Annotated in this window: 16 protein-coding genes and 1 riboswitch; of the genes, 8 read left to right on the top strand and 8 right to left on the bottom strand. The window is 62.3% G+C overall.

Annotated elements, in window-relative coordinates:
• Positions 1 to 4: 4 nt before the first annotated feature.
• The 8 genes from Q1Y33_RS01620 to Q1Y33_RS01655 all read left to right on the top strand — a co-directional run bounded on the left by Q1Y33_RS01620 (position 5) and on the right by Q1Y33_RS01655 (position 12138).
• Positions 5 to 598, top strand: a complete 594-nt coding sequence (locus Q1Y33_RS01620; RefSeq protein WP_300797601.1) for an RNA polymerase sigma-70 factor — start codon at positions 5 to 7, stop codon at positions 596 to 598.
• Between the two features lie 102 nt (positions 599 to 700).
• Entirely contained in the window at positions 701 to 1639 is a 939-nt protein-coding gene (locus Q1Y33_RS01625) for a FecR domain-containing protein (RefSeq protein ID WP_300797603.1), read from the top strand.
• Positions 1640 to 1831: 192 nt separating this feature from the next.
• On the top strand, positions 1832 to 5128 hold the full coding sequence (locus Q1Y33_RS01630) for a SusC/RagA family TonB-linked outer membrane protein (protein WP_300797605.1): 3297 nt from the start codon (positions 1832 to 1834) through the stop codon (positions 5126 to 5128).
• A 13-nt stretch (positions 5129 to 5141) separates the two neighbouring features.
• Positions 5142 to 6668 (top strand): SusD/RagB family nutrient-binding outer membrane lipoprotein, encoded by a 1527-nt coding sequence (locus Q1Y33_RS01635; protein ID WP_300797607.1) that lies wholly within the window; start codon positions 5142 to 5144, stop codon positions 6666 to 6668.
• Positions 6669 to 6695: 27 nt separating this feature from the next.
• On the top strand, positions 6696 to 7799 hold the full coding sequence (locus Q1Y33_RS01640; RefSeq protein ID WP_300797608.1) for a glycoside hydrolase family 18: 1104 nt from the start codon (positions 6696 to 6698) through the stop codon (positions 7797 to 7799).
• A 44-nt stretch (positions 7800 to 7843) separates the two neighbouring features.
• A complete protein-coding gene (locus Q1Y33_RS01645; RefSeq protein WP_300797610.1) occupies positions 7844 to 9043 on the top strand; it encodes a DUF1735 domain-containing protein in 1200 nt (399 codons plus the stop codon).
• A gap of 49 nt (positions 9044 to 9092) precedes the next feature.
• A complete protein-coding gene (locus tag Q1Y33_RS01650) occupies positions 9093 to 10058 on the top strand; it encodes a DUF4999 domain-containing protein (protein WP_300797612.1) in 966 nt (321 codons plus the stop codon).
• A gap of 547 nt (positions 10059 to 10605) precedes the next feature.
• Complete coding sequence (locus Q1Y33_RS01655) at positions 10606 to 12138, top strand: bifunctional GNAT family N-acetyltransferase/carbon-nitrogen hydrolase family protein (protein WP_300797614.1); 1533 nt, start codon at positions 10606 to 10608, stop codon at positions 12136 to 12138.
• 45 nt (positions 12139 to 12183) lie between these two features.
• Here Q1Y33_RS01655 and Q1Y33_RS01660 read toward each other — a convergent pair whose 3' ends face one another.
• From Q1Y33_RS01660 to nrdD, 8 genes are all read right to left on the bottom strand, one after another.
• Positions 12184 to 12309, bottom strand: a complete 126-nt coding sequence (locus Q1Y33_RS01660; protein ID WP_300797616.1) for a hypothetical protein — start codon at positions 12307 to 12309, stop codon at positions 12184 to 12186.
• Between the two features lie 51 nt (positions 12310 to 12360).
• On the bottom strand, positions 12361 to 13512 hold the full coding sequence (locus Q1Y33_RS01665; RefSeq protein WP_300797618.1) for a DUF5036 family protein: 1152 nt from the start codon (positions 13510 to 13512) through the stop codon (positions 12361 to 12363).
• A gap of 201 nt (positions 13513 to 13713) precedes the next feature.
• Positions 13714 to 15399 (bottom strand): hypothetical protein, encoded by a 1686-nt coding sequence (locus Q1Y33_RS01670; protein WP_300797620.1) that lies wholly within the window; start codon positions 15397 to 15399, stop codon positions 13714 to 13716.
• Between the two features lie 71 nt (positions 15400 to 15470).
• Positions 15471 to 16205: a DUF6064 family protein gene (locus tag Q1Y33_RS01675; protein ID WP_300797622.1), complete on the bottom strand. Its 735-nt coding sequence runs from the start codon at positions 16203 to 16205 to the stop codon at positions 15471 to 15473.
• Between the two features lie 9 nt (positions 16206 to 16214).
• On the bottom strand, positions 16215 to 16721 hold the full coding sequence (locus Q1Y33_RS01680) for a threonine/serine exporter family protein (protein WP_300797624.1): 507 nt from the start codon (positions 16719 to 16721) through the stop codon (positions 16215 to 16217).
• Positions 16718 to 17485, bottom strand: a complete 768-nt coding sequence (locus tag Q1Y33_RS01685) for a threonine/serine exporter family protein (RefSeq protein ID WP_300797626.1) — start codon at positions 17483 to 17485, stop codon at positions 16718 to 16720. The genes Q1Y33_RS01680 and Q1Y33_RS01685 overlap by 4 nt, the downstream gene beginning before the upstream one ends.
• A 67-nt stretch (positions 17486 to 17552) precedes the next feature.
• Entirely contained in the window at positions 17553 to 18023 is a 471-nt protein-coding gene (gene nrdG / locus Q1Y33_RS01690; RefSeq protein ID WP_300797628.1) for an anaerobic ribonucleoside-triphosphate reductase activating protein, read from the bottom strand.
• Positions 18007 to 20124, bottom strand: a complete 2118-nt coding sequence (gene nrdD / locus Q1Y33_RS01695) for an anaerobic ribonucleoside-triphosphate reductase (protein ID WP_300797630.1) — start codon at positions 20122 to 20124, stop codon at positions 18007 to 18009. The genes nrdG and nrdD overlap by 17 nt, the downstream gene beginning before the upstream one ends.
• A gap of 154 nt (positions 20125 to 20278) precedes the next feature.
• Positions 20279 to 20473: riboswitch (cobalamin riboswitch) on the bottom strand.
• Positions 20474 to 20483 lie beyond the last annotated feature (10 nt).

Genomic DNA, 20483 nt, shown 5'->3' on the forward strand with positions numbered 1-20483 from the left:
CGTTATGCAGAACCCGGAACATATGGTATTGACGGCGGCGGAGTTCGGTCGCCTGTTTGTCGACTACAGGGAGCGTTTCGAAATCATCGCCCGCCGCTACGTGCGGAGCGCTTCCGTGGCCGAGGACCTGGTTTCCGACAGTTTCATGGCTTTCTGGGAGTCGCGGGCGCGGATCACTCCGCCGATCACCGACTCGGCCTGCGCCTCACTCATCTTCACGATCCTGCGCAACCGATGCCTCGACCATCTCCGGGCCCAGAGCCTCCACCTGAAGATCGAATCGGAGATCAACCGTTTCCGCAAGCAGCTGATCGCCGAGGATATCCACTCGCTGGAGGCCATCGAGCCGAAGGAGCTCTTCTCCGGAGAGGTCCACGATCTGGTGAACCGTGCGCTGGAGACGCTTCCCGAGCAGACCCGCCTGATCTTCATTGCGCACCGCTTCTCGGGCGAGAGCTACCGCGAAATCGCCGCGCGGTTCGGAATTTCGGAACGGCGGGTCGAGTTCGAGCTGGTGAAGGCGGTGAAACAGCTGCGGCTGCATCTGAAGGACTACCTGCCCGTGCTCCTTCTCCTGACGGGCACCCTGCGGCCGTAAGCCGGTCGGAAGAGGGAGTTCCTAAAAATATTTTTTAATCAAAATGACGCGTTTCGATTGGGAATCGGGCGCGTTCGTTTTTATTATAAATCCGGAAGGAAAATGGACCTCGACAAGCTCAACAGATACCTCGACAATACCGCGTCGGAAGCCGAAATGCGGGAGGTGCTCGCCTGGCTGGCTGCCGACGAGAAGAACCGGCAGGAACTGAACGCCCTCGACAAGGCGTTCTGCGCCTCGGTGCTCCATGCGCCGCGGCAGAAAGCCGGCGCGCGGCGTTTCCCGATGCTGCGCGGGGTGGTCCGCCATGTGCTCCGGGCCGCGGCCGTCGTGGCGCTCATCTTGGGCGTCGGCTACCTCGTGTCCGAGTACTGCCTTGTCTCCCTCGCCGGCCGCATGACGTCGCTCGAGGTGCCCGCAGGCCATTATTTGAGCCTGAATCTGGACGACGGCACAAAGGTATGGCTCAATGCCGGGGCACGGCTGGAGTATCCTGCGGCCTTCCTGCGCGGCGAACGCCGCGTGAAGGTGACGGGCGAGGCGATGTTCGATGTCGCGCACGATGCCGACCGTCCGTTCGTCGTCGAGACCTTCGCCTGCGACGTCCGCGTGCTGGGCACCAAATTCGCCGTTGAGGCGGATGCCTCACGCGGGCTCTTCTCCGCATCGCTGCTCCGGGGCAGCGTCCGGGTCGAGGACCGCACGGGGCGCAACACCCCCGTCGTGCTCCGTCCCGACGAATGTTGCAGCCTCTGCCACGGGCGGCTGCTCGTCAGCCCCATCGACGACCCCGACGAGTTCCTCTGGACCGAGGGGATCATCAGCATCCGCGGGCTGACCTTCTTCGAGCTGATGGCCAAGTTCGAGCGGAGCTTCGACGTCGAGATCGCCGTCGAACGGAACATCCCGCCCGTAATCGAATACAACTACGGCAAGATACGTGTCTCGGACGGCATCGACTCGGCCCTGCGGCTGCTGCAGATGTCGTGCGACTTCACCTACGAGAAGAGCGCGGACAACCGGCACATAACCATCCGGTGACCGTCCTCTTGCAACCACCCGTCCAACCACACCTAACCCGATTAAACCAAACTTCGAACCCTATGTCAGAATAACGCCTCCACACCGCCCGTTTCCATGCGGGAAAACGGCAGACGCCAGGCCGTCTGCCGGAAAGGATGACACTCCGATTCGGTTGTCCAGCTAAAACTTCATTAACCTAAAGCCAACAGTATGATTAAAAAACATGTACGGCCGATAAAAAGCCCGTACTTCCTCCTTTTGCTTCTATGCATGCTTTTTTCGGGCGCGCGGGGATTCGCCCAGTCCGAAAACGTGACCATTCAGCTGCAGAACGTACCCCTGAAGCAGGTGATGACGGAGATCGAGAAACAGACTCCGTTCCTTTTCCTTTCGAAGCGCGACGTGAACATCGAGAAACAGGTGAGCGTCGACGTGGTGTCCCGGCCGCTGTCCGAGGCGCTGGCGCAGATGGCCAAAGCTGCCGGCGTCTCCTACCAGATCGACGGCAAATACATTTCGCTTTCGCCCGTCAGCAATGAACCCGCCCATGTGAAGGGCGTGGTGCTCGACAGCGACGGACAGCCCGTCATCGGGGCCTCGGTCATCGTGAAGGGCACGACGATCGGCGTCTCGACGGGTGTCGACGGCTCCTTCGCCCTGACGGTGCCCGCCCCTGCGGCCGAGGCCGTGCTGGAGGTCAACTACCTCGGCTACGAGCCCCAGGAGTTGAGCGTGGGCTCGCGCACCGATTTCCGGGTGACGCTCCAGAACTCCTCGGTCGTCGTGGAGAACGTCGTGGTGACGGCCCTCGGTATCAAGCGCGAGGAGAAGGCCCTGGCCTACAACGTGCAGCAGGTCAAGTCCGAGGAGCTGACCACGGTCAAGGACGCCAGCTTCATGAACTCGCTGGTGGGCAAGGTCGCCGGCGTACAGATCAACAGCGGCTCGAACGGCCCCGGCGGCGGCGTGCGCGTGATCATGCGCGGTGAGAAGTCCATCGAGAAGAGCAACAACGTGCTCTACGTGATCGACGGTATTCCGATGTACAACCGCAACTTCGGCGGCGAGGGCGGCACGATGGACGTGCAGACCGGTTCGGAGAGCATCGCCGACATCAACCCCGAGGACATCGAGTCGATCAACATGCTGACCGGTCCCTCGGCTGCGGCCCTTTACGGATCGGATGCCGCCAACGGCGTGGTGCTCATCAACACCAAGCGGGGCGAAAAGAACCGCACGATCGTCAACATCAGCAACAGCACGACCTTCTCGAAGGTCTACATGTTGCCCGAAATGCAGACCAGCTACGGTACGAATGCCGGTATGGAGAACTGGGGCGACAGGATCAACAGCAACTTCGACGTCCGCAAGTTCTTCAACACGGGAACCAACATCATCAACTCGGCCTCCGTCTCGACGGGCAACGAGAAGAACCAGACCTACCTGTCGGTCTCGACGACCAACAGCACCGGCATCATCCCCGAGAACTCGTATGACCGTTACAACTTCACGGCGCGCAACACCACGACGTTCGCCAAGGACAAGCTGGTGCTGGACCTCGGTGCGAGCTTCATCATCCAGCAGGATGCCAATATGGTTTCGCAGGGCAGCTACTACAACCCGCTGCCGTCGCTCTACCTCTTCCCGCGCAGCGACGACTTCGACGAAATCCGCCTGTTCGAGCGCTGGGACCCCGTGCGCGGCTACATGACCCAGTACTGGCCCTACGGCGAGGGTGCGCACAACATGCAGAACCCCTACTGGATTCAGAAGCGCATGCAGCGCGAGACGAACAAGCGCCGCTACATGCTCAACGCGTCGCTCAAGTGGAACATTACCGACTGGATGAACGTGACGGGCCGCGTGCGCGTCGACAACTCGGAGTACCGCATGACGAAGAAGCTCTACGCCTCGACGCTGACGACCTTCTGCGACGCCAACGGCGGATACGAGGACTATACGCAGCATGACCGCAGCTTCTACGGCGACGTGATGCTCAACATCGACAAGCGCTTCGGCGACGACTGGACCCTGACGGCCAACATCGGTGCGTCGATCGACGACCAGCGTTTCGAGGAGCAGGGCGGTTCGGGCAACCTGAACATCACCAACCTGTTCACCATGAACAACGTCAACTACGAGAGCAAGTACAAACCCATCCAGAGCGGCTGGCACGATCAGGAGCAGTCGATCTTCGCTTCGGCCGAAATCGGCTGGCGCTCGATGCTCTACCTGACGGTCACCGGCCGCAACGACTGGTCGTCGCAGCTGGCCTTCTCGAACAACTCCTCGTTCTTCTATCCTTCGGCAGGTCTCTCGGCCGTCGTGTCGAACATGGTCGAGCTGCCCGACTGGTTCTCGTTCCTGAAGGTCCGCGGATCGTATTCGCGCGTGGCCTCGGCCTTCGACCGCTACCTCTCGAATCCGGCCTACTCGTTCAACAGCCAGACGCAGAACTGGTCCAAGCCCTCGACCTACCCGGCCTACGACCTGCAGCCCGAGGACACCAAGTCGTGGGAGGTCGGTCTGAACGCCCGCTTCTTCGGGCACCTCAACCTCGACGTGACCTACTACCGTTCGAACACCTACCACCAGACGATCTACGCCACGCTTCCCTCCTCGTCGGGATACAACCAGGTGGTCGTGCAGACGGGTGACGTGCAGAACCAGGGCGTCGAGCTGGCCCTGAGCTACAACAACAAGTGGGGCGACTTCACCTGGGGCAGCGCATACACCTTCACGCTCAACCGCAACCGGATCAACAGCCTGGGTGCCGGAGAACTCAATCCCGTGACGGGCGAGACCCTGGCCGGCGACGAGATCCAGAAGGACTGGCTCGGACAGTCGAACGTCGCTCCGCAGGTGATCCTGCGCACGGGCGGTACGATGAGCGACATCTACATCAACCACGAACTGGCCCGCGACCTGAACGGCAACATCCTGGTGAACCCCTCGAGCGGCGAACTCTCGATGACCGAGACCGACTTCCGCAAGGTGGGCCACCTCTCGCCCGACTACACGATGGGCTGGAGCAACAACTTCGGTTGGAAGGGACTCGAGCTGGGCGTCGTGCTGACGGCCCGCATCGGCGGCCTGGCCTACTCGGCAACGCAGGGTATCCTCGACTACTACGGCGCATCGCAGGCCACGGCCGACGCGCGCGAGGCCGGCGGCGTGGCGATCAACTACGGCAAGGTCGATGCACGGAGCTACTATCAGACGATCTCGACGGCCTACGGCGGTTACGGCGCCTACTATCTGTACAGCGCGACGAACGTGCGTCTGCAGGAGTTGAGCCTTGCCTACACGCTTCCGCAGCGGTGGTTCCGCAACAAGGCCCGGCTTACGGTGGGTCTGGTGGCCCGCAACCTCTGGATGATCTATTGCAAGGCGCCCTTCGATCCGGAACTCTCGTCGGCGACGAACAACACCTACTACCAGAATGTCGACTACTTCATGCAGCCGAGCACGCGCAATTTCGGATTTAATGTGAAACTGCAATTCTAAACCGATCCTCATTATGAAAAGCATTTATAAAGTTTTAGGCCTGGTTCTGATGCTCGGATGCGGAGCTGTCGGATGTACGGGCAACTTCGAAGAGTACAACAGCGATCCGTATGCGATCTACGAAGCTCAGCCCAACGTCCTGCTTCCCACGATGCTCGACGCCATGATGTACGTACAGCAGAACGACTCCCAGATGGTCGATCAGATGGTCGGGTCGCTCGGCGGCTACTTCACCTGCTCGAACCGCTGGGGCGGTCAGAACTTCGATACGTTCAACGCCTCGGATGCGTGGAACGCCACGCCCTACAACACGATGTTCGAGGACATCTATGCCAACTTCTTCGACATCAAGGAGAGCACCAGCGGCTCGGGCCACTATTACGCCATGGCCCAGCTCGTGCGTGCCGCCGTGATGATGCGCGTGGCCGACATGTACGGCCCGATCCCCTACAGCAAGGTCAACGACGGATCGTTCTACGTGGAGTACGACGCTCCGGAGGAGGTCTATGCCAACATCTTTGCCGACCTGTCGGATGCGGCCACGACGCTGAACAACTACGCACTGCTCTATCCGTCGTCGAAGCCCTTTGCCTCGAACGACCCGATCTACGGCGGCGACTATGGGCTGTGGGCCCGTCTGGCCAATTCGCTGTGCCTGCGCCTGGCGGTGCGGATCGGTGACCGCGAGGCGGCCGAGAGTGCCGTCACCCATCCCGCGGGACTGATCGAGACCAACGCGCAGAACGCGATGATGGACCCCGGCACGCAGGGCAACCCCTACCAGCTGGCCTCGGCCTCGTGGGGCGACCTGCGCGTCAACGCCTCGATCGTCGACTACATGACCGGTTACAACGATCCCCGTTGCAGCGCCTATTTCCAGGCGTCGACTTTCTCCGGCGGCGGCTATATCGGCATGCGTGCCGGTTCGGCCTCCTTCGAGAAACTCGACGTGGCCTCCTATTCGCTGCCCAACATCGAGTCGGGCGACGCCCTGCCGGTCTTCGTGGCCGCCGAGACCAGCTTCCTGAAGGCCGAGATGGCGTTGAGGGGCTGGAGCGTCAGCAACACGGCACAGAGCTACTACGAGGCGGGTGTCCGGCTGTCGATGGAGCAGTACGGTATCGACACGAAGTCGATCGAGGCCTACCTGGCCGACGAGACCTCGACCCCTGCCGGGCATGACGACCCGCGTGGCGCGCTCTACGACTACGACCGTGCGACCGACGTCAAGATCAAGTGGAACGATGCCGACGGCATGGAGAAGAACCTCGAGCGGATCATCACCCAGAAGTGGATCGCCAACTACCCGATGGGCCTCGAGGCGTGGGCCGAGTTCCGCCGCACGGGCTATCCCGAGCTGGCTCCGGCCATCGACAACCTGAGCGGAGGCACGATCACCGACAATTTCCGCGGCATGCGCCGTCTGCGCTACCCCTACACGGAGAAGAACCTCAATGCGGCCAACTATGCCGCAGCCGTTGCGATGCTGGGCGGCGTCGACAACGAGTCGGTGGATCTGTTCTGGACCAAAAAGAATTAGTGCGCACCTAACAAAACATCGAATACCATGAAGAAAAACAAGATATGGGCATTTGTCGCGGCGCTGGCCATCGTGCCGTTTGCCGCGTGCAGCGACTGGACGGAAATCGAGGCCGAGCGGCTGACCGACTATGACAACACCGAGGTGGCCCGTCCCGACTCCTACTACAAGGCGCTGCGGGAGTGGAAAAAGAGCGATCACGCCATCTCGTTCGGCTGGTTCAGCGGCTGGGGCGAGCATTCGGCCTCGACGACCAACATGCTGGCCGGCATCCCCGACAGCATGGACGTGGTCTCGCTGTGGGGCAACTGGTCGAACCTGACCGAGGAGCGCAAGCAGGACCTGAAGCACGTGCAGCAGACCAAGGGTACGAAGATCGTATTTTGCAGTTTCACCCAGACGGTGGGGCAGAACTTCACGCCCGAGGAGCACAATGCGACCGTCGAGGACCGTCATGCCTTCTGGGGCTGGGTCGACGGGGACGAGGAGGCCATCGCCGCTGCCATCCGCAAGTATGCCGGTGCGATCATCGACACGCTCAACAAGTACGGCTACGACGGATTCGACATCGACTTCGAGCCTCACTACGGCTACAGCGGCGAACTGGCCAGCTACAACGACCGGATGCACATCCTGATCTCGGAGCTCGGCAAGCACATCGGCCCGAAGTCTCCCAATCCCGGGAAGCTGCTCATCGTCGACGGCGAGCCGCAGTCGCTCGACGCCGAGACGGGCGAGTACATCAGCTACTTCGTCATTCAGGCCTATTCGGGCACGTCGGGCGATACGAGCCTCTGGTATAATTCGGATGTGAACCTGAATGCCCGACTGCAGCAGGGCATCGCCAAGTTCGGCGCCCTGCTGGGCGAGGAGACGGTGACCAACCGCTACGTGATGACCGAGAATCTCGAATCGGCCCTCGACTGCCTGAAGGGCGGATATCGGTATTATGATGCGTCGGGCAACCTGGCCAGCTACCCCTCGCTGGTGGGCATGGCCATGTGGGAGCCGGAAAACGGCTACCGCAAGGGCGGTTTCGGAGCCTACCAGTTCGGTTACGAGGCCTCCAACTCGCCCTCGTACAAATGGATGCGCACGGCTATCCAGGCCGCCAATCCTGCCGTGAATTAGCGTCGAACCATTAAACAACGAACACGAAAATGAAAAACAGCATTATGAAAGCGCTCCTTCTGGGAGCGGTGGGCGCGGCAGGATTGCTCTGTGCGTGCGACGATGCCGAATACGATACGCTCGGTGCCCGGGCTTTCATCAGTGAAAGCACCTCCTCCTCGAGCCGCAGCGAAAAGGTGACCATCACCGACGACGGTGCCGACGTCGAGGTGACGGCCTGCCTAAGCAGCGCCGTGTCGCAGGATGTCACCCTGCGCTTCGAGATCGACGAGAGCATTCTCGATACCTACAACAAGGCACAGGCTTCGAGTTTCGTCCCCCTGCCCGCCTCGAACTTCGAAATGGAGGCCGAGGTGACGATCCCGGCCGGAAGCTACAGCGCCAGCGCCACCCGCATCCATATCCTGCCGTTGAGCGCTGAACAGATCGGTGAGAGCTACGCCATTCCGCTGCGTCTGGTGAGCGTGTCGGGCGGCGTTCCCGTTACGTCGACCACTTCGACCTATATCATTACCACCGAGACGGTTACCACGTCGTCGCTTCCGATGTTCATCGGCAATGCGGGGCTTACGTCGGGTGAAGTCTCGCTGTCGCTCCCGCAGTATACGATCGAATGCCGCTTCCAGGTCAGCAATACGGACAACCGCAACCGTGCCGTCTTTACCAACGGCGGATCGGTCCTGCTGCGTTTCGAGGACCCGCAGAATGATACGGACGGCGTTCCGGCACACTCCTACGTGCAGTTCCAGGGTGAAGGCTGGTATCACAATCCCTCGGACTACTTCCGCACGAACAAGTGGCAGCATCTGGCGCTGACCTATGACGGCAAGGCCATCACCCTCTATGTCAACGGTGCCAAGGCCGGAACGAAGGAGGGTGTCTGCGACCCGACGTTTGCAATTCTGGCCTGGTTCGGCGGCGATGCCGGCGGCGGCCACGGTACGGGAGACCCTGCGTGGTGGGCCGGCTGCAAGATTCTCTGCTCGGAACTGCGCGTATGGTCGGTATGCCGCACGGAGGCCCAGATTCAGAACAACATGACCACGACCGGCTCCTCTTCGGAAGGCCTGGTGGGTTACTGGCGTATGTCCAGCACCTGGGCGGGTACCACTACGGAGAACGGCAAGACCCTCTATACCTTCGAGGACTGCACCGGACACGGCTATACGCTGAAGACCGAGGTGGCTCCGATCTGGGTGGACGGCATCAAGTCGACCGATACGGAGACCGCATGGCCCGAATGACCGGACGGGCGAACAAACCCATACAATTGAATCTTTAATACGAACGAATATGTTTGGAAAATTGAAATGTCTGTCGATGGTCCTCGCGTTTGCCGCAATCGGTACGGTATTCACGGCTTGCGACGACGATGAGACCGCAGTCGACGAATGGACCTCGAATTACGTCTACCTCCAGCGTTTCGGACTTGGCGTATCGAACCGGGTGTACAACCTGTCGCACTCTTCGCTGGGAGTCATAAGCTCCGAAGAGATTTCTGTTCCCCTCACCGTCTGCCTCGCGCAGCCCTACGGCCGTGACGTGGCCGTGACGCTGGCGGCGTCGATCGAAGGGGATCTCCCGGCTGACGATGTGGCCCTCGACGGGAACGTGGTCATCCCCGCAGGGGAGACGAGCGTCGCCACGACGCTGTCGGTCAATTCGGACTGGAGCTTCGTCTCGCGTGATGCCGAGAGCTATACGATCCGGGTTTCGGTTGCGTCGGTTTCGCCCGCTTCGGACGATCTTCGCATTTCGACGAAGCAGGGTGAACTGACCTGTACGATCAACAAGGCCGAGTACTGCGACATCCTGCCCAACGAGGTGCCCGACGGCAGCCGGATTACGGACTATACGGGATGGTCGGTCCGCTCGTGCTACGACGAGTCGCTGGACGGCCCCTGGTCGAATGTCCAGGATGCCCTTATCGACGGCGATACGGGCGGTAACAGTTATGTCTGGTACAGTACGCCGCTGCTTTCGGTCAGGATCGACATGGGCGAGTCCCGCTCGATCAGCGGACTGGAGTATTACAGCTTTTACGACGCATCGACCTACTCCTTCACCCGCTGCAAGCTCTTTACGAGCGACGACGGCGAGTTGTGGACGGAAAGAACCCCCAAAGAGGGTCTGGAGATGGGGGCTCTCCGCAATACGCAGTATCTGAAGTTCATCTCGCCGATCGAGACCCGTTATGTGATCTGGCAGATGTTCGGATCGGCGGTTCTCTGCTCCGAGATTTACGTCTATCGGAAATAGGCGCTGTCCGCCATACGGAAATGGGGGTTGTTCACACGGGACAACCCCCATTCTTTTGCGGAGTCACTCCGCAACCGGTCTCCGAGACCGGTCTCCGGACCGTTTGCCGGCGGTGCGAAAGAGTCCGGCATGATGTCCGTCCTCTTCCCTCCGTCGGTTGTTCCGGCCCGTTTCCGGGGCTTCCCTTCCCACCGTCCCTCTTCACAGCCCCTGTTTCCGGAAACGCTCTTTACCACCATCTCTCTTCACAGACCGCGTTCCCGGAAATCTTCTTTCCCGCTGTCACTCACCACTGTTCCCGTTTTCGGGACACCCTTTGCCCATTGTCACTCCCCACAGTCCCCGTTTCCGGGGTACTCTCTATTCACCGTTCCTCTTCACGGCTCCGGTATCCGGACCCTCCGTTCCCGCAGCATCTGCTCCGCCCTCTTTTTCAGCCGCCGGCTCCCGTCGCACCGGCCGTTTGGCGTGAAAGTCCGACTGCGGAGAATAACGGAACGGATAAATTTATAATTTTGCGCCGTTCCCGAAATATCTTATCGCATCTATGGCAGACACGCACAAAATCAATCGGGTCGAGGTCCGCAACCTGCAGATGGAGGACTATGCGCAGCTGGCGCAGTCGTTTACCCGCGTCTATGCGGACAAGGATGTCTTCTGGACCCGTGAGCAGATTCACAAGCTGGTCGAGATTTTTCCCGAAGGACAGATCGTCACGGTCGTCGGCGACCGGATTGTCGGATGCGCCCTCTCGATCATCGTCGACTACGACATGGTCAAGGGAGACCATACCTATGCGAAGGTGACCGGCAACGAGACCTTCTCGACGCACAATCCCGGCGGCAACATCCTCTACGGCATCGAGGTCTTCATCCATCCCGACTACCGCGGGCTGCGGCTGGCACGGCGCATGTACGACTACCGCAAGGAGCTGTGCGAGAAGCTCAACCTGAAGGCCATCATGTTCGGCGGGCGCATCCCGAACTACCACAAGTACGCCGACCGCATGCGCCCGAAGGAGTACATCGAGAAGGTGCGTTCGCGCGAGATTTACGATCCGGTGCTGACGTTCCAGCTCTCGAACGACTTTCACGTGCGGCGCGTGATGCCCAACTACCTGCCCAACGACGAGGAGTCGTGCCACTGCGCGACGCTCCTGCAGTGGGACAACATCTACTACCAGCCGCCCACGCAGGAGTTCGTCGACAAGAAGACCACCGTGCGCGTCGGGCTGGTGCAGTGGCAGATGCGTACCTACAAGACCCTCGACGACGTCTTCGAGCAGGTCGAGTTCTTCGTCGACGCCGTGTCGGACTACAAGAGCGACTTCGTCCTCTTTCCCGAGTACTTCAACGCCCCGCTCATGGCGCGTTTCAACAACCTCGGTGAGGCGCAGTCGATCCGCGGCCTGGCGCAGTACACGGAGGAGATCCGCGACCGCTTCGTCGAACTGGCCATCAGCTACAACATCAACATCATCACCGGCAGCATGCCCTACATCAAGTCCGACGGCGGGCTCTACAACGTCGGCTTCCTCTGCCGCCGCGACGGTACCTACGACATGTACGAGAAGGTGCACGTCACGCCCGACGAGGTGAAGAGCTGGGGCTTGAGCGGCGGACGCATGGTGCAGACCTTCGATACGGACTGCGCGCGCATCGGCGTGCTGATCTGCTACGACGTGGAGTTTCCCGAGCTGTCGCGCATCATGGCCGACCAGGGCATGCAGATACTCTTCGTCCCTTTCCTCACCGACACGCAGAACGGCTATTCGCGCGTGCGGGTCTGCGCCCAGGCCCGGGCCATCGAAAACGAGTGTTTCGTGGCGATCGCCGGCAGCGTGGGCAACCTGCCGCGGGTCCACAACATGGATATCCAGTATGCGCAGTCGGGCGTCTTCACGCCGTGCGACTTCGCCTTCCCGACCGACGGCAAGCGGGCCGAGGCCACGCCCAATACGGAGATGATCCTCATTTCGGACGTCGATCTGGACCTGCTCAACGAGCTGCACACCTACGGCAGCGTGCGCAACCTGCGCGACCGCCGGCACGACCTCTACGAGCTGCGTATCAGGAAGTGACCCGGCGGGGACCCCGTCCGGAACTTTTGCGGCGCCTTTGTCCATTCAGGCCGCCGGGCCTTCTCCTGCCGGGATTTTCCTCTTCCGGCCGGCGGCCGAGAACCGCCGGCAGTTGCCGACGCAGAAACGCAGCAGCGTGAAAAACAGCAACAGCAGCATCTTGCTCTTCATCGGGTTCGTTTTCGGAAGCCGGAGCGGCCGGCATCTTCTTGTCATGCAGGATCATCGTGTCAGCTTTAAGGTGATTTCGGTGTAGCGGGCTCCCGAACGGATGCGGGCCCGGTACTCCTTTCCGGGAGCTGCCGCGGGATCATTGATGCGGATCGTCACGTCGTCGTGCCCCGCGACGAACTGCAGGTAGTTGCTCCGCAGCGCCATGAATTCGCTCTCTTCGGAATTTCCGGGCAGCGCCACGCGCAGGCTCCGCTCTCCGGCGGCAGGAAGTTCGTAGTGCATCCCCCATGCGGGCAGCCCTTCGGGCTGCACCTGCCCGATGGCCGAGCGGATGCGTGCCCCGACCTCCCGGCCGTCGCGCACGAGCCACTCCGAAACGTAGACCCGGGCATATTCGGAGGAGACTGCGAGCGCCCAGGCTCCCGACGGGAACTGCGCCAGCGCAATATCCTTGCAGATGAAGTACCCGTGCCGGGGTTCGACGGCGATCCGCTCCGCCGGACGGTCGAGCGTCAGCATTCCCAGCGCCTCCAGTCCGGCCGCCGGGCCCGCATCGACGAACGAATAGCGGTTGCTCCCGACAAAATCGTGTGCGACGTCGATGTATACCGCCTCGCCGAAGAGCGTCCGTCCGTTCTGCTCGTCGTACATGTCGAGCCACTCCCCGGCGCTCGTTCCCGGTACTTCGGGCGTTCCCGGCATGCCGGGCTCTTCCGGCGTTCCCGGTTGTTCCGGCCCTTCGGTTGTTCCCGGCTCTTCGGGAGAGCCCGGCATGCCGGGCATCTCCGACAGGTTTTTCAGTTGGAGCCTGATCCTGATCCGCTGCGACGGTGCGATGGTCCGCGTCGCGGCCCAGATGCGGTAGTTTTCCGTGCCGCCGCCCTCCTGTACGACAAAGGAAAATTCCCGGCTGGCGCCGCGGCGGAACCATTCCGAATTGAGAAAGCGATAGGTGGCTTTACCGTCGCCGTCGGTCTGTTCGACGCGCAGGGGCGGCGTGAGGTTGCTCTTCCGAAACTCCGCGTATGTGCGTTCATCGTAGAACTTGACGGGAACGCCTGCCAGCGGTTTACCCTGGTCGTCGAGTACCGTGATCTCCACGACAGCCTCTTTCGAACCGGAGTGCGCCTCTTCCTTCTTGCAGGCGGTGAACGAGAAGATGCCGACGAAGAGCAGGGTCATGAGTTTTTTCGTTTGCATGGGGCCGAATCGTTTTTTCGTGTTTGCAATTGCTCTCCGGTCCCCGTTTCGGTATCGGACGGATACTGCGGAGCCGGATTCCGGGTGCAAAATTAGAACCCCCGTGTCGTTTTTCGGTTGCAATACGGCACGGAGGTTCTGACAGTTTGAAAAAATACGATCTGTAAGTCAGTGTGTTGCGGTCTTCTCTTTTCCGGATTTCTAACAGCTCTCTGACTTTTGCTCGAGCAGTGCGACGAAGAACTCCCGGTCGGGGGCTTCGGAGTTCCGGATGCGGGTTTTCAGTCTCGACTTGCGGGCGTAGACGTTGGCGACGCTGTCGTGCATGAAGAGGCTGATGACCTGGGGCGAGAACCCGCTGAAGAGGTAGCACAACAGGCGGGTGTCGGTCTCCTTCATCTTCGGGAAGTCGCGGCGCAGCCGCTGTATGGCGTTGTCATGGACCATGTCGACGATGCGTTCGAGTTCGGGCAGCATCTCGCCGTCGGCAGCGAACCCTTCGATGAGCCGTTTTACCTGCCGGGTCATGGCGGCCGCCTCCGATGCGGTATTCTCCCGCTCGTAGAGGGCCTTGCCGAGGCGGTCCACGATGTCGAAGCGGGAGGCGAGAATCCCCTTCATGCTGTTCTCCGTCCGGTGCTTCTGCTCCAGCTGGCGGACGAGCTCCCGGTATTTTTCCCGAACCTCCCCGGCCAGCAGCAGTTCGCGTTCGTAGCGCTCCTGCTGCAGCCGCATGCGCTGGCGGACAAGCAGCAGCCCGCCGCCGGCGAGCAGGAGGGCCACCGCCGCGACGGCGATCTCGCCGATGCGGCGGCTCCGCATCCGGTAGTCGGCAAAGGCGGCCCGTTCGCGGAAATACTCCTTTTCGATCATCCCGGCCGAGGTGTGCAGTGCGGCGCGGGTCATGGAGTCGTTCAGAAAGATGAACCGACGGATCTCCTGCGCCGCTTCGCGGTAACGTCCGGCTTCCGTATCGCTGCGATAGGCCGTGAAGAGCAGGGCGGGCAGCTCCCCGGGGTCGGTCGTGCGGCTCTCGGCCAGGCGGAGGTAGTGGCGGGCGCTGTCGGGCCAGTGGCGCAGCAGATGCGCCTGTGCCTGCATGCGCAGGCCCGTTGCGGACGTGTCGCCGGCGGCCGAACGTTCGATGCGCCGCAGCAGCGTCTCGGGGACGGCCTCCTCGGCCGAAACGGTATGGAGCGTGGCAAAACAGGCCAGGCAGCGCCTGACGAGCGTGTCGTCGCGCAGCTCGTCCGCCAGTTCGAGTGCGAGCGTGCAGTCGCGCCGCGCCCGGGACGGGTCCCGCATGCGGAGTGCCGCCGCAGCCATTCCGAGCAGCGCGTCGGCCGTCCGTGCGGGCTCCTCCGAACGGATGAAGAGGTTGCGCGCATCCCGGCAGTAGCGGTAGGCCCTTGCGAAATTCAGCTCGGCATGGTACACCTCGCCGATCCGCAGGTAGAGCAGCCCGAGGTAGTAGGGTTCGTCGATGCGGCGCAGCTCCTCCTCGACTTCGAGGAAGAGCCGCAGGGCCCCGGGTTTGTCTCCCTGCTTCAATTTGCACCTTCCGAGGTAGTAGCGGGTCTTGCAGCGGTTGCGGATGTCGTGCTCCCGGGTCCGGTAGTACTCCCATGCCTGTCCGAGCAGCGAGTCGCAGTCGGCATCGGCTCCGCTGCGTGCGGCGGCTTCCGCGACGAGCAGGGCGTGCCGGGCCTTCAGCGCACGGCTGCCGAGCCGTTCGGCCGGAATCCCGAGCAGCAGGTGCAGCGAGCTGTCGGGGTGTTCCTGCACGATTTTCTCGGCGAGAGAGAGTATCTCCGCCGCATGGTCGGATTTCGAGCATCCGCCCAGTGCGGCGGCGAGTATAAGGATTGCGCAAATCAGTCGTTTCATTGCTTCGGCGTTCGGGTTGCTGGGTTGTAAGAGTGGGGCAGGCGGTGCTCCGGCGGGTTGCCGGCTGCCGGTCAGATATCCGTGTAGAGGTCGAACTGGTGGAGGAGCGTGGTGGCGAAGAAGATGCCGATGATCGTGCTGACGATGGCAAGCAGTACCTTGAGCATCCGCGGCGAGGGCTTGCCCGGCCGGTCGCTGCGTTCGGCGACATACTCGCGGAAGAAGAGGAACAGCGCCGGCACGACGCTGCAGGCCAGCAGGTAGTCCTCCGGAATGCCGAAATAGTAGACCTTCGACAGCCCGATGAGGGCCCAGTGGCAGAGGAACATCGCCAGCACGATGTTGACCCGCTCCGAGAAGGCGAGCATCAGCCCCACGGTGAAGACCGCTACCGAGCAGGGCATCACCGGCGAGGTCATCATCGGGAACGAGCGGCCGAGCAGCAGCGATACGAGCGGATAGATGAGCGGCATGGCCATGAGCAGCAGGGCGAAGGCCGTGTGGTGTCCCGTGCGGACGAGCGTGGCGCGGCGCAGTGCGAGGTCGTAGATCCAGATGCATCCCATGACGGCCCAGAAGAGTGCCAGCATGTCGTTGTATTGCCGCGGCTCGCAGTAGACGAGGTAGTAGACGCCCGCAATCCAGAAGTTGAGCCCCGCCATGTAGAGTTTCATGGCGATGCGCACCCCGCGCGACGGGCGCAGGCGCAGCAGCACGGTGAGCAGGGCGCCCGCCGCCACCCAGACAATCTGTGCGGTCCAGGTTCCTTCGTTATAGGCGGCTATCGTTTCCCAGAATGTCTCCATGTCGGGCGGTTATCGGTCGAAGCCGGGGCGTCGGCGGCGCGTGAGCGAGAAGGCCCGGCGGTTGAAGATGAAGATCGGCAGCGTGGCTCCCGCGGCCAGCAGGGCGATGACGCTCAGCGAGACGGTGGCGTTGAGGAAGAACTGCTGCATGTACTGGAGTCCCTGCCCGGGGTCGTTGAGCGACTGGAGGAACATGATGAGCGAGAAGACCGTCTTGTAGGCGTAGATGCCCGGCACCATCGGCAGCAGCGCCGGGATGTAGAGCACCGTCATCGGGCAGCAGATGCCGCGCCCGAGCCAGAGGCTTCCCATGCCGATCGTGACGGCGGCGGCGAGCGACGCCGTGGCGATGTCCACACCCGCGTAGTTCATCAGCGCGAAACGCAGGGCGTGTCCTGCGGCGGCGAGCAGCGCTATGCGCGGGAAGGCCCGCATCGGGGGATCGGAGATGGCGCCGAAGCCGATGGCGGCCACGGCGGCGAAAAGTCCGTCGAGCAGGATGTCCAGAGCGATCATAGCAGGCTGTCCTTTACCATCAGCAGCGTGGCCGCCAGCCCCACGGCGATGCAGATGATGAGCAGCAGGGCGTTGATCAGGCGGCTGAATCCGATCAGGATGTGCCCCTCGACGATGTCGATGACGCCGTTGATGAGCGGCACGCCCGGCACCAGGAAGAGCGGGCTCGTGGCCAGGGCGATCTCGGCCGTGCAGTCGAAGCGCAGGGCCACCGAGGCGCAGAGCGACGCCATGAAGGCCGAGATGATGAAGATCAGGTAGTGGTTGACGCCGTGCGCCTGCATGCGCTGCCGCGCGGCGAAGCCCACGAGCGTAGCGGTGAAGACGATGCCCACGGCCGTCCAGTCGCCGCCGAACAGGCGGCAGAACGAGGCGTTGGCCAGCCCCACGGTCAGCAGCACGAAGACCGGGTCCATGCGGGGCTTGTCGATCAGCTCCCGGAAGCGGCGGCGCACTTCGTCGAGCGGCAGTTCCTCGTCGAGGGCGTCCCAGCTCAGGGCGCTCAGGTCGGAATTGCGCTCGAAACTGACGGGCAGCGCCGGAATCCGCACCACGCGGGTGACGGCCTCGCCGCTCGCCTCGTCGCGCACGGTGAGGATCGTGCTGCGCTGGAAGCTCGACAACTGGATGTCGACCCCCTGCGAGGTGCCGATGCGCTGCGAGTTGCGGATCACGCGCGAGGTGTGCACGCCCGATCCGAGCAGGTAGGTCGCATACTCGGCGACGAAGTCGAGCGTTTCGATCAACTCTTGTCTGGTCTTCATGGCAGGTGCAAAAATAGGTTTTTCCCGCGAAGTTCCTGCCGTCGGGACGGAAAAAACCCGAAAAAATCTATCGGCGGCGCCGGAACCGTTCCGTGATGTCGCACAGCGTCCCGTCGTCCGACCGCCGGTAGAGGCGCTGGTTGGTCGTCGGTGCAGTCAGCGGCCCGAGCCGTTCGATCCACGGCCCGAGCTTCACGTAGTCGAAGGCCGCGGCGTCGAACCCTTCGGGCAGGTCGGCCCGCCCGGAGTACCACGCCGTGCGCAGCACCGCCCGCTCCTGCCGCACAAGGCGTGCCAGGCGGGCGATCTCGTGCGGCGAACCGTCTCCGCCCATGAAGCAGACGCACGTCACCGCGGCGCCGTAGCGGCCGAGTAGGGCGCGCAGCTCCGTGTCGTCGAGCGGGCGCCCCGCGTCGCGCTGCAGGTGGGGGCTGTGGCACCCCGGGCAGCGGTTCGGGCAGCCCGTGATGTTGATCGCCAGGGTCGTCTCGCCGGGAATCTCCGCGAAGACCACGTCGAAGTTATGATAGCGCACCATCCTCTGTGGGGGTCATGTGCCCGTAGTAGCGGCGTGCGGCCTCCTGCTGGCGCGCCGCCGAGAAGTTCGACACGCGCTTCATGTAGCCGATCACGCGCGTGAGGTAGTCGACGTTGGCCGAGTGGCATGCGGGGCACTCCTTCAGGTAGCGCTTGTCGATGTGTCCGCACGCGTTGCAGACCGTGTTCGGGATGTTGAACGTGAAGTAGTTGCACCCTTCGGCCGCCGCGACGCGCAGCAGCTGCCGGTACTGCTCCTTCGAGAGGTGCTCCTCGAGGTTCATGTGCAGGGCCGAGCCGCCGGTCAGGTGTTCGATGTAGCGGCGGCCGTGCAGGCGGAACTTGTCGATGACGTTCAGCGACGGGTCCTCCACGACGTAGAAGTAGGAGTTGTAGCAGTCGCGCGGCACGGCGTAGCCGTCCTCGCGGTCCCACTTGGCATGCTTCACGCCGACGTTCTCCGCGGGGATCATCTCGCAGTTGAACATCACTTCGCGCGAGCGGTAGCGGCGGTTGTACTGCTCGACGAGCCCCAGCACCTCCTGCACGAAGCGGGCGTAGTCGTCGTTGTCGTCGATCTTCAGCCCGAGGAATTCGGCCGCCTCGACCAGTCCGTTGACGCCGATGGTGAGGTACTGCCGCGCGAGGTTGATGTACCCGGCGTCGAAGAGCGGCAGCATGCCCTTGCGCTGCAGCTCCTTGAGGTTCTCGTTGTAGGCCAGCTGCACCTTGTGCACCAGGTCGGTGATCTCGCCCAGGAAGGTGAGGTAGTGCATGCCGTTCTTCACGGCGTACTGCACGCAGCGGTTGAGGTTGATCGTCAGCACGCTCTTCGAGCCGGTCGAGACGCCGCCGGCGCCGAGCGTGTAGCTGAAGCCGTTGTCCTGTATCTCGTTGCGCAGGCGGCAGCACGACGACAGCGAGTCGGCGTTGTCGCTGATGTAGGTGAAGAACGAGTGCCCCTCGGCATACATCCCGGCCGTGAAGTCGCCCCACTCGCGGTCCATGACGTCGCCGTCGCGCGTGAGCAGCGCCATCGTCTCGACGGGGAAGGTCAGCACCGTGCGCGTGCGCTCGCGGTTGAACCAGCGCATGAAGCGTTTTTGGAGCCACGAGAGCGATTCCCAGTGGGGGCGTGAGCCGTCCGGGAAGACGAACTCCCCGAAGAGGCTCTCGAAGTAGTAGCGGTCGTAGTAGGCGACGTTCCAGAAGACGGCCTGGAAGTTGCGTGCGCCGGTGGGCTGGTTGATCGAGTAGACGATCTGCTCGAAGCAGTCGGTGATGACCTTGTCGATCGTGCGGCGTTTGGTAGAGAGGTCGACGACGCGGTCGGCGTGCAGGTAGTAGTCCTCGCCGTACTCCTGCTCGACAAAGTAGTTCATGTACATGAGGAACTCGGGCGTGGCGCACGCGCCCGAGAGCATCGACGAGACGATGAAGACCATGTTGACGAAGCCGCCGCAGAAGGACTTGAGGTTCGTCGGGCGCGTCGAGTTGCCGCCGATCGAGAGCGTGCCGCCGAGCAGCCACGGGTACATCGTGATCGAGGCGCAGTAGTTGGCCATCGAGGTTTCGTCGTTCTTGTAGATGAAGTGGTTGCGCAGCAGGTAGAGGTAGCGGTCCGCGAGCTCCTTGCCGTACATCTCCTTCAGGCGGTCGGTCAGCAGGCGGCGGTTCAGGCGGATGAAGTTCTGCTTGGGCAGCTCGCCGATGAGCGTGGCGATGTTCTTGTTCTCGACGTTGGCGTTGGCGTCGTACTTCGAGCCCGTCGCGGGGTTCGAGGCGTCGCAGTAGTCGGTCAGGAAGCGCAGCTTCTCGCGCTCCTCGCGCTCCTCGGTGTGCTTCTGGCGGTAGAGCATGTAGCTCTTCGCCACGGCGAAGTAGCGCTCGGCCATGAGGGCCACCTCCACCTGGTTCTGAATCTCCTCGACGGACATGCCGTCGGCGATGTGCACGCGGCTCAACACGGCCGTGAGGTCGTCGTCCGTGGCGTAACCCCCGACCGAAAGGAAGGCCTTGCTCACGGCCCGCTTGATCTTCTCGACGGAGAACGCCTCGCGTTTGCCGTCGCGCTTGACGATATAAAGTTCCGAAATACCCATGGTTCACCCGGTGTTTGGTTGTTGTCTCTCTTCCATGCGGAGTGTTCGCCCCCTCCTCCTCTCCGCGTATCCTGCGACGGGCGGAAAGGTGGCGTCTCCGACAGATCGTGTATTGTCAGTCAAAAGTTCCGGTGTCGCCCCACATCCCGAAGGCGGACCCCATTCGCGGCAAGGCAGGTCTTCTGACTCGCTCCCGCTGCGCGCCTTCCCGTCCGAGGACAGTGGCATTGAGAGTGCGCAGCCCGCATGGAGCTTACAGCTACGGGAATAGTCCCTGATTCGCACAGGCGTTCCCTTTTGATCCCGTGCCGGCAGCCGCCGGCTGGGAACCTTGCCGTGACAAAGATAGGGAGAGTTTC

The organism is uncultured Alistipes sp. (genome assembly GCF_949296715.1).
In the GTDB taxonomy this organism is placed as follows: Bacteria; Bacteroidota; Bacteroidia; order Bacteroidales; family Rikenellaceae; genus Alistipes.